This is a genomic window from Actinoallomurus sp. NPDC052308, from assembly GCF_040679195.1.
Taxonomy (GTDB): Bacteria; Actinomycetota; Actinomycetes; order Streptosporangiales; family Streptosporangiaceae; genus Actinoallomurus; species Actinoallomurus liliacearum.
In genome coordinates, this window is sequence record NZ_JBFAUM010000014.1 from 14,060 (window position 1) to 29,297 (window position 15,238).

9 protein-coding genes, 1 tRNA gene and 3 CRISPR repeat arrays are annotated in these 15,238 nt (G+C 69.2%); of the genes, 8 read left to right on the forward strand and 2 right to left on the reverse strand.

Features of this window, described 5'->3' with window-relative positions; translation table 11 throughout:
- Positions 1–235: 235 nt before the first annotated feature.
- A CRISPR array of direct repeats spans positions 236–1,480; the repeat unit is 27 nt; unit sequence GAACCATCCCCGCGAGCGCGGGGCCGA.
- An 18-nt stretch (positions 1,481–1,498) separates the two neighbouring features.
- A protein-coding gene (locus AB0L00_RS27865; RefSeq protein WP_364440205.1) for an IS5 family transposase occupies positions 1,499–2,352 on the reverse strand; the annotation gives its coding sequence in 2 pieces (ribosomal slippage) (positions 1,499–1,996 and positions 1,999–2,352; 852 coding nt in all).
- A gap of 101 nt (positions 2,353–2,453) precedes the next feature.
- A CRISPR array of direct repeats spans positions 2,454–3,822; the repeat unit is 28 nt; unit sequence GAACCATCCCCGCGAGCGCGGGGCCGAC.
- A 197-nt stretch (positions 3,823–4,019) separates the two neighbouring features.
- On the opposite strand from AB0L00_RS27865, the gene cas3 reads away from it, so the two are divergent.
- The 8 genes from cas3 (at position 4,020) to cas2e (ending at position 13,457) form a co-directional block, all read left to right on the forward strand.
- Positions 4,020–6,884 (forward strand): CRISPR-associated helicase Cas3', encoded by a 2,865-nt coding sequence (gene cas3, locus AB0L00_RS27870; protein WP_364440051.1) that lies wholly within the window; start codon positions 4,020–4,022, stop codon positions 6,882–6,884.
- Between the two features lie 259 nt (positions 6,885–7,143).
- Complete coding sequence (gene casA, locus AB0L00_RS27875) at positions 7,144–8,802, forward strand: type I-E CRISPR-associated protein Cse1/CasA (protein WP_364440052.1); 1,659 nt, start codon at positions 7,144–7,146, stop codon at positions 8,800–8,802.
- A gap of 10 nt (positions 8,803–8,812) precedes the next feature.
- Entirely contained in the window at positions 8,813–9,415 is a 603-nt protein-coding gene (casB, locus tag AB0L00_RS27880) for a type I-E CRISPR-associated protein Cse2/CasB (protein WP_364440053.1), read from the forward strand.
- A gap of 36 nt (positions 9,416–9,451) precedes the next feature.
- Positions 9,452–10,588, forward strand: a complete 1,137-nt coding sequence (cas7e, locus tag AB0L00_RS27885) for a type I-E CRISPR-associated protein Cas7/Cse4/CasC (RefSeq protein WP_364440054.1) — start codon at positions 9,452–9,454, stop codon at positions 10,586–10,588.
- Position 10,589: 1 nt separating this feature from the next.
- Complete coding sequence (gene cas5e, locus AB0L00_RS27890) at positions 10,590–11,408, forward strand: type I-E CRISPR-associated protein Cas5/CasD (protein ID WP_364440055.1); 819 nt, start codon at positions 10,590–10,592, stop codon at positions 11,406–11,408.
- A 5-nt stretch (positions 11,409–11,413) separates the two neighbouring features.
- Positions 11,414–12,172: a type I-E CRISPR-associated protein Cas6/Cse3/CasE gene (gene cas6e / locus AB0L00_RS27895; protein ID WP_364440056.1), complete on the forward strand. Its 759-nt coding sequence runs from the start codon at positions 11,414–11,416 to the stop codon at positions 12,170–12,172.
- Entirely contained in the window at positions 12,172–13,182 is a 1,011-nt protein-coding gene (cas1e, locus tag AB0L00_RS27900; RefSeq protein WP_364440057.1) for a type I-E CRISPR-associated endonuclease Cas1e, read from the forward strand. The genes cas6e and cas1e overlap by 1 nt, the downstream gene beginning before the upstream one ends.
- The gene (gene cas2e / locus AB0L00_RS27905; protein WP_364440058.1) at positions 13,179–13,457 is read left to right on the forward strand and encodes a type I-E CRISPR-associated endoribonuclease Cas2e; all 279 of its coding nucleotides are present in this window, start codon (positions 13,179–13,181) and stop codon (positions 13,455–13,457) included. Before cas1e ends, cas2e begins: the two co-directional genes overlap by 4 nt.
- Before the next feature lie 18 nt (positions 13,458–13,475).
- Positions 13,476–14,664: a CRISPR direct-repeat array (repeat unit 29 nt; unit sequence GTCGGCCCCGCGCACGCGGGGATGGCCCC).
- A gap of 400 nt (positions 14,665–15,064) precedes the next feature.
- On the opposite strand, the gene AB0L00_RS27910 is transcribed toward cas2e, so the two are convergent.
- Positions 15,065–15,137, reverse strand: a tRNA-Lys gene (locus AB0L00_RS27910).
- Between the last annotated feature and the right edge of the window lie 101 nt (positions 15,138–15,238).

The window sequence follows — 15,238 nt, forward strand, 5'->3', positions numbered from 1 at the left end:
ACCATGCTCGGGTCGGCGACCGCGTACCAGTCGGAAGCATCCCCGCAGGGGCGGGGCCGACACGGCGTGTCGCAGGAAAACTACACCGGTGAAGGAAGCATCCCCGCAGGCGCGGGGCCGACGGCGGCGGTCACGTCCAGCGGAGTCGGCGCGTCAATCAGCCCGGACAGCACACGTCCCCGCAGAAACCGGGTCGACAAGCTTCGCCACTACAGGGTAAGTGGTACCAGGAAGCACCCCGCAGGCGCGAGGCCGACCCACTGCCGGTACGGCCGCCTCGCAGCCCGGCTGAACCATCCCTGCGGGCGCGGAGCCAACTGGAGCTCACCGCGAATCTCGCCCTCGCGGAGGGAACCATCCCCAGCGGGCGCGGGGCCGACGACGTACGAGACCGCGTCATCGAAGTCGGTAAGGAACCGTCCCCGCGGGCGCGGGGCCGACAGGTCACACGCCAGGTACAGGCCCGTGGTGAGGGAACCATCCCCGCGGGCGCGGGGCCGGCGACAACGGGTCCGGCCGTGTCCACCTGTCCACGGAACCATCCCCGCGGGCGCGGGACCGACATCCTGCGGCGCGACCCGTACGCGTACTGGCCAGAACCATCCCCGCGAGCGCGGGGCCGACGGTGCGTGGTGAGCTACATGCCGGGCTCCTCGCGAACGATCCCCGCGAGCGCGGGGCCGACCGGCTCCTGGGCGAGGACGGCGACGCCACGGTGGAACCATCCCCGCGAGCGCGGGACCGATCACACGGCGGCCAGGTCGAGCGTCGGCGACGGGGAACCATCCCCGCGGGCGCGGGGCCGACTGGGCGCTCCCTCCAGGGACCTCCCACGCCACGGAACCATCCCCGCGGGCGCAGGGCCGACCGGCTGTACTACGACGTGACCCGGGCGGACGAGGAACCATCCCCGCGGGCGCGGGGCCGACGAGCCGTTGGAGTCGACCAGCTTGAAGATGATGGAACCATCCCCGCGAGCGCGGGGCCGACCAGTGGACGCCCAGGCTCGGCCTGCTCGTGCCAGAACCATCCCCGCGAGCGCGGGGCCGACCTGATCGCGCTGGCCACCGAGGCCGCGCTGTGGGAACCATCCCCGCGAGCGCGGGGCCGACCTCTACTTGCTCAACAAGTGGGGCGGCTACGCGGAACCATCCCCGCGAGCGCGGGGCCGACGTTGACCAGCGGCTGGCCGGCGTTCTGCTTCTGCGAACCATCCCCGCGAGCGCGGGGCCGACCTGCCGTTCGCTTGGCCGGACTCTTCGAACGACGAACCATCCCCGCGAGCGCGGGGGCCGACACGTGGGCGGAGGTCGTCGACTGTACGGACGCGGAACCATCCCCGCGAGCGCGGGGCCGACGGGATCGCCCGGGACGGCCGGACGCTGATCGCAGAACCATCCCCGCGAGCGCGGGGCCGACGATTACGCGATCGTTCCCTACGATCACGAGCCAGAACCATCCCCGCGAGCGCGGGGCCGACTAGGGTCTGTCCGGTGGATCACGTGGTGATCCACAGCAGGGCGGAGACCAGGGTGATCGCCGCCCGGTAGTGACGGGCGAGCTTGTCGTATCGGGTGGCGGTGCCACGCCATTGCTTGAGGCGGTTGAAGCAGCGTTCGACGACGTTACGCAGCCGGTAGAGGCTCGGGTCGAAGCCGCAGCGGCGGTGCCCGCGCCGGGTGCGGGCGGCGAGTTGGTCAGATCGTTCGGGGATGGTGTGAGTGATCCGGCGCTTGCGCAGGTAGGTGCGGATCTTGCCGGTTGAATAGCCCTTGTCGGCGATCAGGTGTGCAGGGCGTGTGCGGGGCCGGCCTCGGCCGGGCCCGGGACGAGCGATGCGGATGGATTCGAGGACCTGGACCAGACGGGTGCAGTCGTTGACGTTGCCCGGCGTGATCACGAACGACAGCGGCAGGCCACGCCCGTCCACCGCCAGGTGGACCTTGGTGGTCAGCCCGCCTCGGGACCGCCCGAGCGCCTGACATGACCGGTTCGTCCCCGCATCGTCCCCTTTTTGCGGGCGCCGGTGGCATGCTGATGGGCCCGCACGATGGTGGAGTCGATGCTGACGGTCCAATTCAGCCGGCCCACCGCATCATCGTGAACCTGCAGATGAGCCAGTATCCGATCGAACGTGCCGTCGGCGGCCCACCGCCGGTACCGCTCATAGACGGTCTTCCAGTTCCCATACCGCTCAGGCAGATCCCGCCAGGGCGCTCCAGTGGCCAGCTTCCACAACATCCCGTTCAACACGGTCCGATGATCCAGCCACTGCCCACCCCGCACCGGCTGAGCAGGCAGCAACGGCTCGATCCGCTGCCAGGCCACATCGGTTAACTCATGTCGCCGCACCATGACCACCATCAAAGCCCGCCACAAGATCGACCTCAGCCAAACACCAAGATCTACCGGACACGCCCTAGCCCTGGTCGGACCACATGACGATGAACAAGGAACCATCCCCGCGAGCGCGGGGCCGACAAGAAGCCGGCGCTGTCGGCGGCGGGTGCCGCGGAACCATCCCCGCGAGCGCGGGGCCGACGAGAGCCGCGACCAGGACATGCACCGCCGCGGCGAACCATCCCCGCGAGCGCGGGGCCGACTTCACCTTGAAGTCCTTAGAGAACCCGAGCCACGAACCATCCCCGCGAGCGCGGGGCCGACTCCGGCGCCGAGGACGTGTACCAGAGTTGCGGCGAACCATCCCCGCGAGCGCGGGGCCGACGTGACGTGGCCCGTCTCGGCGCAGCGCGGGCAGGAACCATCCCCGCGAGCGCGGGGCCGACCAGGCCTCGACCACGGCACCCGCCCCACCCCCGGAACCATCCCCGCGAGCGCGGGGCCGACGAAACTGACCTGCCCGAACGCCGCCCGAACCAGGAACCATCCCCGCGAGCGCGGGGCCGACGGACACGTCGGCGTTCCGCTGCGGGTACGCGAGGAACCATCCCCGCGAGCGCGGGGCCGACTCCTGCGGCCCGGCCGTACGGATGCCGGCCGAAGAACCATCCCCGCGAGCGCGGGGCCGACGAGCTGCTGCGGGCGACGTTCGGGAACGTCTCGGAACCATCCCCGCGAGCGCGGGGCCGACCGCAACAAGCAGGAGTTCACCGACAACGCCAAGGAACCATCCCCGCGAGCGCGGGGCCGACTCGTCGCTAAGAGCCCACGCGCTGGCGCAGCGAGAACCATCCCCGCGAGCGCGGGGCCGACGAGGACCTCGCGAACAGCGTGATCGATGCTGGGGAACCATCCCCGCGAGCGCGGGGCCGACGCGTACGGCGGCTACAAGGTGATCCGCGCGCTGGAACCATCCCCGCGAGCGCGGGGCCGACTCGGATCCGCCGATGACGCGGACGCGGATGACGGAACCATCCCCGCGAGCGCGGGGCCGACTCCACAACCTCCTTCAGCTGCTGCATCTGGAAGGAACCATCCCCGCGAGCGCGGGCCGACCCGAGGGCCCGCCGAATGGACTCGGCGAAATGGGAACCATCCCCGCGAGCGCGGGGCCGACCCCGCTGAGATAGGGCGGACGGTGGCCAGGCCGGAACCATCCCCGCGAGCGCGGGGCCGACGCGCTGCCAGACGTCGAACGCGCCGGTGAGCTGGAACCATCCCCGCGAGCGCGGGGCCGACACAGCAATAGCCTTGCGGAGTAGGTTCGCGCGGGAACCATCCCCGCGAGCGCGGGGCCGACCGGCCCGTCCAAGTCCACGGGTCCGAGGAGCGGGAACCATCCCCGCGAGCGCGGGGCCGACCGTTTGTGCGTGTTCCCCACTCACTCCTCCATAGAACCATCCCCGCGAGCGCGGGGCCGACACTTTCTCACCTGGTGGTTTGGCGGAAAGGGGAGTTGTTCTTGTTCGGTTGATGAGTCGCGGATCGGTCTGCTGGCGGACGGTTCTTCATCCTCGGCCTGGAGGCGAGTGGGTCGGTGGTGGAGGTGTTTTGTCGGTGGGGGTGTCTAGGGTGCGTGCTGTTGGTGATCGAGGCTAGCCGGATGGTAGCGGGGGTGTGTGGTGTACGGGCTGGGGCCGGATACGGAGCGGCAGTTAGGTGTGTTGTGGGGGAAGTCGGCGCGGCGGGCCGGGGGAACGAAGAATCTGCTGTTGGCGCATCTGCTGGATACGGCGGCGGTCGCGGAGCTGATCTGGGATCGGTATCTGGCGGTGTCGGTGAAGCGGATGCTAGACGAGGTCGCCGGTGGTCCGGGGTTGGGCCGGCGGTTCTTCGCGTGGTTGTGCGGGGTGCATGACTGCGGGAAAGCGACGCCGGCGTTTCAGCATGTGGATGAGGATGCGGCCGATGCGGTCTGGCGGGCCGGACTGACCTGGGATCGGTATGTCGTTGGGAAGGCTCGCCGGCGGCATGACAAGGCGGGTGGTGAGCTGATCCGCTGGGCGCTCGCCCAGGCGGGTTGGGATGAGGATCAGATCGGGTGGGTGTGGCCGCTGGTGGCGGGCCACCATGGTGCTTTCCCGTCGCTGGGACAGCTCCGGGATCGGACGCGGGGGCACCTTCAGGGCAAGGGTCAGGCATGGACGCAGGCGCAGTCCGCGTTGGTGACGGTGTTCACCAAGGAACTCGGTTTCGCTGATCTGGCGCGGGTGCGGCCGAAGATCATCCCGAGTCGCGCGGCTCAGCTGCAGCTGAGTGGGTTCGTGGTGATGGCGGATTGGATCGCCAGCGATGAGCGGTTCTTCGTCGGCGTGGATGAGCTGGAGAAGGTGAGCATGCCGGCCGCGCGGGAGCGTGCGGTCGCGGCGTGGGAGCAGTTGGGCCTGCGCGGGGGCTGGGGGACGCTCGCGTCTCCGGGCGCAGGGTTGTTCGGTAAGCGTTTCGGGTGTGAGCCGCGCCCGTCGCAGGTGCAGGCGTTGGAGGTGGCCCGGCGGATGGGCGCGCCGGGGCTGGTGGTCCTGGAGGCGCCGATGGGGGAGGGGAAGACGAACACGGCGCTGGCGGTGGTGGAGGTGCTGGCGGCCAGGTTCGGTGCGGACGGATTGTTCGTCGGGATGCCGACCCAGGCGACGAGCGATCCGATGTTCACCAAGGTTCGTGACTGGGTGGCGAAGGTTAGTCCAGGGCTGGGGAGCCAGGTGGCGCTGCTGCATGGCAAGCGCCGGTTCAACAGTGAGTGGCGTGAGCTGCTTGCGGCGGCGGGTGAGGATCCGGCTGGTCACCACGGCGGGGTTCAAGAAGACGAGTACGGCCTGGAGGCCGAGGACTGGTGGGGTGAGCCGGGCTGTTGTGAGGAACGGAAGGTCCCGGCGGAATGGTTCTTGGGCCGGATGCGGGGGTTGTTGAGCCCGTTCGTGGTCGGCACCATCGATCAGTTGCTGTTCGCCGCCACCCGGACTCGGCATGTGATGCTTCGGATGGCCGGCCTGGCCGGCAAGGTCGTGGTGCTCGATGAGGTGCATGCGGCCGATGTCTACATGTCGCAGTTCCTGATGGAAGGGCTGCGATGGCTCGGTCAGGCCGGGGTCCCGGTCGTGCTGTTGTCGGCCACCCTTTCACCGGCGCAGCGGCGTGATTTTGTGGCCGCCTACCTGGCTGGTGCGGCATCGCTCGAGGAGGCCGATGTCTCGGGTCTGCCGGAGCCGACCGGGTATCCGAATGTGACCGCGGCCTGGATGGGCGCGGACGGCCCGCAGTTCCTGGTGGAACACACCACCTCCTGGCGCAAAGACCTGGACGTGCGCATCCAGGTCCTTCCTGAACCATCGGCTGGCAGGCCGGTCACCGGGAGGGACGGGGTTTCAGCGGTGTCGGCGGGCGATCGGGCGGTGACCGGTTTGCTGGAGGACCGGCTGCGGGACGGCGGGTGTGTCTTGGTGATCCGTAACACCGTGCAGCGAGCCCAGGACACCTACACCGCTCTGCGCGCACGGTTCGGGGATGACGTGCGGTTGCTGCATGGCCGGCTTCATGCCGAGCATCGGGCTGAGCGCACCGAGGAATGTTTGAGGTTGCTCGGTCCGCCGGGACGGGACCGTCCGCCGCGCCCAGGCCGGTTGATCGTGGTGGCGACGCAACTGGCTGAGCAGTCCTTCGACGTGGATGCAGATTTGCTGGTCACCGACTTGGCGCCGATCGATCTGCTGCTGCAGCGCATCGGTCGTCTGCACCGCCACCGCGACACCGTACGGCCGGCTCTTCTGAAGAGCCCTCAGGTCATCGTCACCGGATTCAACCCGCGCCGAAGCGATCCTCCGGAGATCCTGCCGGCCAGTAAGGGAATTTACGGCTCCTACCTTCTGCTGCGGACGGCCGCTTTGGTGCTGACCGCAGCCGCCGAGGAATGGTCGGTTCCCGGCCAGGTACCGGACCTGGTCCGGCGGGTGTACGCCGACGAGCAGCCGGTGGTGCCGGCCCGGTGGGCCGACATCGAGCACACCGCCTACCAGGAGTGGGCCGACACTCGACGACTGCGTGCGGAACGCGCGGCGCCATTCTTGCTCACCCGCATCGGTGAGCATGCGAACACGACGCTGGATGGCCTGCATTACGGCGGTTCACCGGCGAGCCTGCAGGAAGAGCAGTTCCAGGCTCTGGTCCGTGACGGGGAGCCCAGCATCGAGGTCATTCTGGTACGCCGGAATGCCTCCGGCTTTTCGACGTTGAAAGGCCGGTCGCTCGGCGTTAACGGGGATGCGTCGGCGGACCTGGTCGAGGAGGTCTTGGCCGCCACCGTGCGGTTGCCATCGAAACTGACCGCTGCAGCGGAGGCTGATCTGAGGCCGCTGGAGGGCTGGCGCGACGATCCGTGGCTCCGCTACAGCCGTGCGCTGGTTCTCGATGAGTCCGGCGGTGCGGTGATCGGCGGTCACACGGTGCGTTACGACAATGAACTCGGGTTGGTCGTCGACGCCTCACCGTAAACGGGCGGGCCCGCGTGGCGGTGACCACGCGGGCCCTGTCCTCCCCGCTGGTGCGGGGCCGATCACTGCTCGCCAAAACGCAACCGATAGCCGCCGAAGAACAGCTACGGGCCATCCCCGGCAGAAGTGGCCGTCACCGGCCACATGCGGGGCCGAAGGAATCAGAGCATTTCCCGGGCGAACACGGCGCTGGTTTGAGACTCTACTCACCGAACCTCCAGCTAAGTCGTCGCCTAAGAAGAGCTACTTGAGGTGTTGTATGCCCAGCTTCAGTCTCATCCACGAGCCCTGGCTCTGGGTGCGCCTTCACGGAGGAGAACGCGAACTCCTCAGCCTCATCGAGGTGCTCTGGCGCTCTGATGAGATCGACGACCTCATCGTGGAGTTGCCGACGCATAAGCCCGCGATTTTGCGGCAGGTGCTGCTACCGGTCTTGGCGGGCGCCCTCGGGCTCCCCGCCGACCACAAACAGTGGGACCGACGGTTCACCGCCGGCCGGTTCACCGACGCCGAACGCGACCAGGTCCACCGCTACCTCGACGAACGCCAGGAACGCTTCGACCTGTTCCATTCGCAGACGCCCTTCGCTCAAGTCGCCGACCTGCGTTCGGCCAAGGGGGAGACCAAAGGCACTGCGCTGATCGTGGCCACCGCAGCACAGGGCAACAACGTGCCGTTGTTCGCCTCGCGCACCGAAGGCGACCCGCTCCCGCTCACCCCCGCCCAAGCCGCGCGCTGGCTGGTTCACACCCACTGCTGGGATACCGCCGCGATCAAGACCGGGGTAGTTGGTGACCCGCAGGTCAAGTCCGGCAAGACCGTCGGAAACCCGACCGGCCCGTTGGGGCAGCTCGGTGTGGTTACCCCGGTCGGGCGCACCCTGTACGAGACGCTCCTGCTGAACACCCCGATCGGGGCAGCGGCCATCGCAGGGAGCGCGCACTGGGAACGCCCCCCGACCGGCCCGACCTGGCAGATGCGCGCCCCGGACGGTCTGCTGGACCTGTGGACCTGGCAGGCCCGCCGCATCCGGCTCTTCCCGGAAGAAACGCCGGAGGGAATGCGCGTCAGTCGTGTCCTGGTCGCCGCAGGGGATCGTCTCGCCGGATTTGAGGACCTGGAGTGGCACACCGCCTGGACCTACCCCAAGGCACGCCGCACCGGCACGGTCCGCCGCCCCCGCCGCCACGTCCCGGGCAAAGCGATCTGGCGGGGCTTGGACGCCCTGCTCACCCTCGAACCACCACCGCAGGATGAGGACGCCTACCAGACAAGCCGCCTGCTCATCCAGATCGCCGACCTTCAAGAACACGGGGCGATCACCGGGGACTACCCGCTGCAGCTCGAAACGTTCGGGATCGCGTACGGGACCCAGTCCGCGGTCATCGAAGACGTCCTGCACGACGCGATCCCGCTCCCGGTCGCCGCACTCCACACCGACAGTGACGCCTACCTCCTTCTGCTAGAGGCGAGCCAGCAAGCCGAGAACCTGGCGCGTGCCGTCAACGGCCTGTCCGCTGACCTGCGTCGGGCTAACGGAGCGGATCCGATTCCGTGGGACAAGGGGCAGCGGCCCGGCGAACTGGTCCTGCATGCCCTGGACCCGCTGATCCGCCGCCTGCTGGCCGGCGTACGCCGCGCGGGAGATGACGTCGTGGTACTCCAGCGTGGGCAACTTGCCTGGGAGAAGGCGGCCTACCGCGAAACGCGACAGGTCGCCGAGCGACTGTTCTCCGCCGTGCCGGCGAGCGCCTTCATCGGCCGCGAGGTCAAACAAGGCGGCAAGACCGTCACCTACAGCCTCGGCTCGGCCGAGCGTGACTTCCGCCGCCGGCTCAACCAGATCCTGCCCAGAGCCGCCGAAAACCGCACCGAAGTCAACCGACCTCAGGCGGCCGACCTGACATCCGGAGGATGAGGACCCCGCTATGCCCGAACAGACCAAGCCCCGCTACTGGAACCAGTACGTCGACCACGGCGGCCGATGGCGCAAAGACCCCCGGACCGGAAGGGCGATGCGCCCGCCGGGTGAAGACCTGGCCGCGCTGCGCGCCGGGCTCGGCCGAGATGCCGTGACCGTCCCGCAACTGTGGCCGTTCTACACCTGCCCGGTCGATGACCGGCTCGCCCGCAAGGGTCAGGTCAGCGAGGAACAGGAGGCCGAGCACGCGGCCCTGGCCCTATACGGGCTGCACCAACAAGGCCAGGACAATCCGATGCACCGCCGGGACGTCGGCCTCGGCAAGGCCCTGCGGGCGCTGCGCCACAGCGGCAAGTTCAGCGAAGAAGCCGTGGACGCCCGCGTCGCCGCCGCCGTGGCCGCCACCAGCGTCCCCGCCTTGCTGATGCGCCTACGCGGGCTGGTCACCCAGCTGCGCGTCGTCAACCAGCCGCTGGACTACGACGCCCTGATGGCCGACATTCACCGTTGGCACCGTGCCCCCTCCCGCCAGATCGTCCGCCGCGGCTGGGGCCTGGGCTACCACGCCTGGGCCCAACCACAACCCGACCCCGACACCCCCTCCGTCTGACCCACGCCCCCCGTGCACCGATCGAAGGAGACGACCATGAGCCCACGCACCTACATCGACGTTCATATCCTGCAGACCGTCCCACCCGCGAACCTCAACCGCGACGACCAGGGCAACCCCAAAGAGGCCTACTTCGGCGGCGTCCGCCGCGCCCGGGTCTCCTCCCAAGCCTGGAAACGCGCCACCCGCAAGGCATTCACCGAACACCTGCCGGAAGAAGACCTCGCCACCCGCACCAAACGCATCGCCGCCGAACTCACCAAACGCCTGGCCGCCCGCACCGGCCTGACCATCGAGCAGGCCGCCCGGATCGCCGGCGCACTTCTGGGACGGCTGGAGATCAAGGCCGGGAAGAAGGCAGGCGACACCGCCTACCTGCTGTTCTTCGGTCGACGCCAACTGGAGGCCATTGTCGACCTGGTCGAGGACCAGGCGGCCGAGCTCGCCGAACTGAGCGATGACGCCCTGACCACGGCGGTCAAAGACCTGCCCGTCAAGGAAACGTTCCAGACCGGACACCCCATCGACGTCGCGCTCTTCGGCCGGATGGTCGCCGATATCCCCGCCCTCAACGTCGACGCCGCCACCCAGGTCGCCCATGCCCTGTCCACCCACGCCGTGGAGCTGGAGTTCGACTACTACACCGCCGTCGACGATGAAAACGAAAAAGACGAAACCGGCGCCGGCATGATCGGCACCGTCGGGTTCAACTCCGCCACCCTCTACAGGTACGCCACCGTCGGCCTCCACCAGCTCACCGACAACCTCGGCGAAGCCGACGCCGCGATCGACGCCGTCACCACCTTCATCGACTCCTTCGCCCGCTCAGTCCCCACCGGCCACGCCAACTCCTTCGCCCACCGCACCCGCCCCAGCCTGGTCGCCGTCGTCGTCCGCCACGACCAGCCCGTCAACCTCATCTCCGCCTTCGAAAACCCCGTCCCACCCCACGAAGGCATCGCCGCGGCCTCCGCTTCCCGCCTCGCCCGCGAATACACCCGCGCCACCCGCCAATGGGGCGACACCCCCGCACACATCGCCGCCTGTCACACCTTCGAACCCGACACCACCAGCGGCAAAGAACTCACCGACGCATTCGGGCCCACCAAGACGTTCCCCGAACTGCTGACCGGACTACACGCCCACCTCACCCAGACCACCACGCAGGACTGACATGAACGCCAAGACCACCATCAGCGACAGGCAGCCGGTCCTGGTGCTGCGGCTGGCCGGGGCACTGCAGTCCTGGGGCGACCGCAGCAGCTTCAACCGCCGCGACACCCGACCCGAACCCACCAAATCCGGCGTCATCGGCCTGCTCGCCGCAGCCGCCGGCCGCCCCCGCGAACAACCACTGGATGACCTCCTGGACCTGCAGCTCGGCGTCCGCGTCGACCAACCCGGAACCCTGCTGCGGGACTACCACACCGTCAGCGACTACCGCGGCCGCCCACTCCCACAGGCCGGTGTATCAGCCAAAGGCATCCAAAAACCGACCTCCCCGGCCAAGCGCACCCACGTCACCCAGCGCTTCTACCTCCAAGACGCGATCTTCCTCGCCGCCATCGCCGGGCCACACGACCTCATCGGCACACTCGCCACCGCCGTCACCCGGCCGGCATTCCCCCTCGCTCTCGGGCGCCGCTCCTGCGTACCGACCCAGCCGATCTTCCTCGCCATACGCAACGGAACTCTGGAAGACGTCCTCCGCAACGAGCCATGGCAGGCCAGCGAACGGACCCGCGAAGCCTACGCACGGCGCGTCAAACACCGCCCCGAACACATCGACCTGTCCGCCACCCTCGATGACCCCGACGGCGAGGAAATCCTCAACGATGCCCCCCTGTCCTTCGACCCGCGCGACCGCCGCTTCACCACCCGCCGGATCCGCCACACCTGGGTCTCAGCGCCCACCGGCCTGACCCGCCCCGACCCACCCGACGTAACCCCCACCAGTGATGACCACGACCCGTTCGCACTGCTGGGCTGGTGACCCCCATGACCTACCTATCGCGAATCCGCATCAACCCGCTCCGCGCCGAATCCCGCAAACTCCTCGCCAACCCCAGAGCCATGCGCGGCGCCATCCTCGGCGGCATCCCCGACCAACCCACCCAAGAACGCCTGCTGTGGCGGCTGGACGCCGACAACCCCCGACGCCCGATGCTGTACGTCCTCACCGAATCCAAACCCGACTGGACCCACATCATCGAAAACGCCGGCTGGCCTGAAGCCGACGGCGACCACGCGTCCATCGCCGACTACACCCCCCTCCTCACCCGGATCGCCCTCGGACGCCAATTCGCCTTCCGACTCACCGCCAACCCCATTCAGAACACCACCACACCGACCAAACCCACCCCGATCCAAACCGAACGGACCGCACGCGGCGAACGACGCGGCCACCGCATCGGCCACCGCACCGCCGCCCACCAACTCGCCTGGTTCCTCGACCGCACCCAACGCTGGGGCTTCCAGATCCCCCCAGCCCGCACCGACCCACCCGCACCCGGCCTCCCCGAACCCACCACACCCCCTGAACCCGCACGCGACGTGCGCATCACCGCACGAGACCGGCGATCCTTCAACAAGAACGGCCGGGGCAAACCCGTCGTCATCCACACGGCCACCTTCGAAGGCCGCCTCCAGATCACCGACCCCGACCTGTTCACCGAACGCCTCCTGCGCGGAATCGGACCCGCCAAGGCGTATGGATGCGGGCTGCTGACCCTCGCACCCCTGCCCGGTAACGGGTGATGGCCGACATCTGGTGGAAAGCCCACCCCCACGACCTGCACCGCCTCAGCGACCGCGTCTCCAGCGTCTACGTCGAACGCAGCCACATCGACCGCGACGAAAACGCCGTCGTCATCATCAACAAACGCGACACCGTACGCGTACCCGCCGCCATGGTCGCCGTCATCCTCCTGGGCCCAGGCACCCGCATCACCCACGGAGCGGCCTGCCTGCTCGCCGACTCCGGCACCGCAATGTGCTGGGTCGGCCAGCAAGGCGTCCGCATGTACGCCGCCGGTCTAGGACCCAGCCGCGGCGCCGGCCTGCTCCACCGCCAGGCATGGCTGGTCACCCGCACCAAAGAACGCTTGGCCGTCGCACGCGCCATGTACGGCATGCGCTTCCCCGGCGAAGACGTCTCGACCATGACCATGCAACAACTCCGCGGCCGCGAAGGAGCCCGCGTCCGCAAGATCTATCAAGCACACGCGAAAAGAACCGGCATCACCTGGAGCGGCCGCGAATACCGAGCCGGCGACCCGTTCGCCGCTGGCGACGACCTTAACCGCCTGCTGTCGGCGGCCAACGCCGCGCTGTACGGCATCTGCCACGCCGTGATCGTCGGCCTCGGAGCCAGCCCCGGCCTCGGCTTCGTACACACCGGCGCCGCGACATCATTCGTCCTCGACATCGCCGACCTCTACAAAGCCGACTACACCATCCCCCTCGCATTCGACCTGACCGCCAAGGGACTCACCAGCGAACGCGACGCACGCCTTGGCATGCGCGACCGTATCGCCGAAGACAAACTCCTCGGCCGCATCGTCAGGGACATCAAAACCCTGCTCACACCAGAAGACGCCGATATCCCTGACGAAGAGACCAACGAACTCTGGGACGACAAGGTCGGTACCGTCCCCGGCGGTGTCAACTGGGCAGATGCCACGGACCTTTTCCGGCCGACGCTCGGAGACAGTCACGTCGCCATCATCGGTCCCGAATTCGATGACCCCGGACCCGAGCCGCAATGACCGTCATCGTGCTCATCGCAGCCCCCGAAGGACTACGCGGTCATCTCACCAGATGGATGGTCGAAGTCAACGCCGGTGTCTTCGTGGGCAACCCCAGCCGCCGCATCCGAGACCGTCTCTGGACGCTCCTCGCCGACCGCATCGGAGACGGCCAAGCCCTCCTCGTAGAACCCGCTAACAACGAACAAGGCTGGGCCATCCGCACCGCAGGCCGAGACCGCTGGCGCCCCGTCGACTACGACGGACTGATCCTGTCCGCCCGCTCTCGCCGATAACATCCCAGCTCAGCAAGTGTCGGCCCCGCGCACGCGGGGATGGCCCCATCGTCGGCGACTCCCCGACGCCGGCGTTCGTGTCGGCCCCGCGCACGCGGGGATGGCCCCGCCTGTTCCAGCGCGGCCACCTGTGCCGCGTGGTCGGCCCCGCGCACGCGGGGATGGCCCCACCATCGGGACGGATTTCACCGACCAGAACACGTCGGCCCCGCGCACGCGGGGATGGCCCCGGGAAAGGCCCGGGCTTGCGCACCCGGGCCCCGTCGGCCCCGCGCACGCGGGGATGGCCCCGGGGCCCACTTGCGGGAGATCTCCCAATACCCGTCGGCCCCGCGCACGCGGGGATGGCCCCCTACACCACCACCCGTGATGCGCCAGCGGTGCGTCGGCCCCGCGCACGCGGGGATGGCCCGTGCGAGGCGCGCCCGTAGGTCGTCCATCTGGGGTCGGCCCCGCGCACGCGGGGATGGCCCCGTCCGCGACCAGGCGTTCGTCTCGGACGCGGAGTCGGCCCCGCGCACGCGGGGATGGCCCCCACTCCTGCACGGGGTGGCGGCACCGGGAGTAGTCGGCCCCGCGCACGCGGGGATGGCCCCGTCCGCGACCAGGCGTTCGTCTCGGACGCGGAGTCGGCCCCGCGCACGCGGGGATGGCCCCCGCCTCAAGGGCTGGGCAACCGCGACCAGCACGTCGGCCCCGCGCACGCGGGGATGGCCCCTGAGCAAGATCGAGTTCGACGGCGCCCGGTCGGTCGGCCCCGCGCACGCGGGGATGGCCCCGCGAAGGGCGCGCATCCGCTGGTCACCGTGGAGTCGGCCACGCGCACGCGGGGATGGCCCCGCCGTGTCGCCCGTGCCGGCCAGCGAGGTGGTGGTCGGCCCCGAGCACGCGGGGATGGCCCCTGAGCAAGATCGAGTTCGACGGCGCCCGGTCGGTCGGCCCCGCGCACGCGGGGATGGCCCCCCGACTCAGACCCTCATGATCGGCGGATCGCTGTCGGCGCCGCGGACGCGGGGGTAATCCCACGCCTCCGACATCGACCGGCTGCGCGGCGAAGTCGGCCCCGTGCATGGGGGGATGGTCCCGGATTCATCGTGTGGATGGACGGTGGTGACGTGTCGGCCCCGCGCATGCGGGAATGGTCCCCGATCACCGGGCCCCTCACAACGCTACGGAGGGTCGGCTCCGCGCCTGCGGAGATGGCCCTGTCTCCTATGCGCCAACCGGGTACAACGGGCGGTCGGCCCTGCGTCGCGGGGACGGCTCCCGGCAGGCGGTCGACGACCGTCTGCACCAGGCGAGAGAGCCTTCCGGTTGGGAGCACTAGTGAGCGGCTTGGCAGGGTAGGCGATGTCCGGCTACGCCTGCGGGCGGGACCGGTCGGTTGGTTACCTCCCGACCTCAGGCAGCGTTGTCTGTGATCCGGCTGCCGGTTCGCTGATGGGGCCGCTGGCCGCAGTGGCGCGTCCCGTTTCGGCGGTGCCCGCAAGGCGGATAGACCACAATCCGGCATGCGAGCAACCACGGAGCAACCACGGTCGCCAAACCGCCCCAAAACAGACACTGGGCGCTCCCGGTGGAACCGAGAACGCCCAGGTCAGGACGGGTGCGCCGCCAGGGACTTGAACCCCGAACCCGCGGATTAAGAGTCCGCTAGCTCGGCGTGACTGCTTGAGGCGCGAGCGTGCTCATCAGCCTGTCGCTCACCTTGCCCAAGGGCGTGCCTACGCGTCAGGTGGCGTGCCCAACCCTGTGCCTGGGTGCGTGCCTAAGATCATTGT

What these genes read in the sequence shown, in the direction of transcription:
- casA (WP_364440052.1), top strand. Translation starts at nt 7,144, where the DNA reads ATGCCCAGCTTCAGTCTCATCCACGAGCCCTGGCTCTGGGTGCGCCTT.
- casB (WP_364440053.1), top strand. Translation starts at nt 8,813, where the DNA reads ATGCCCGAACAGACCAAGCCCCGCTACTGGAACCAGTACGTCGACCAC.
- cas7e (WP_364440054.1), top strand. Translation starts at nt 9,452, where the DNA reads ATGAGCCCACGCACCTACATCGACGTTCATATCCTGCAGACCGTCCCA.
- cas5e (WP_364440055.1), top strand. Translation starts at nt 10,590, where the DNA reads ATGAACGCCAAGACCACCATCAGCGACAGGCAGCCGGTCCTGGTGCTG.
- cas6e (WP_364440056.1), top strand. Translation starts at nt 11,414, where the DNA reads ATGACCTACCTATCGCGAATCCGCATCAACCCGCTCCGCGCCGAATCC.
- cas1e (WP_364440057.1), top strand. Translation starts at nt 12,172, where the DNA reads ATGGCCGACATCTGGTGGAAAGCCCACCCCCACGACCTGCACCGCCTC.
- cas2e (WP_364440058.1), top strand. Translation starts at nt 13,179, where the DNA reads ATGACCGTCATCGTGCTCATCGCAGCCCCCGAAGGACTACGCGGTCAT.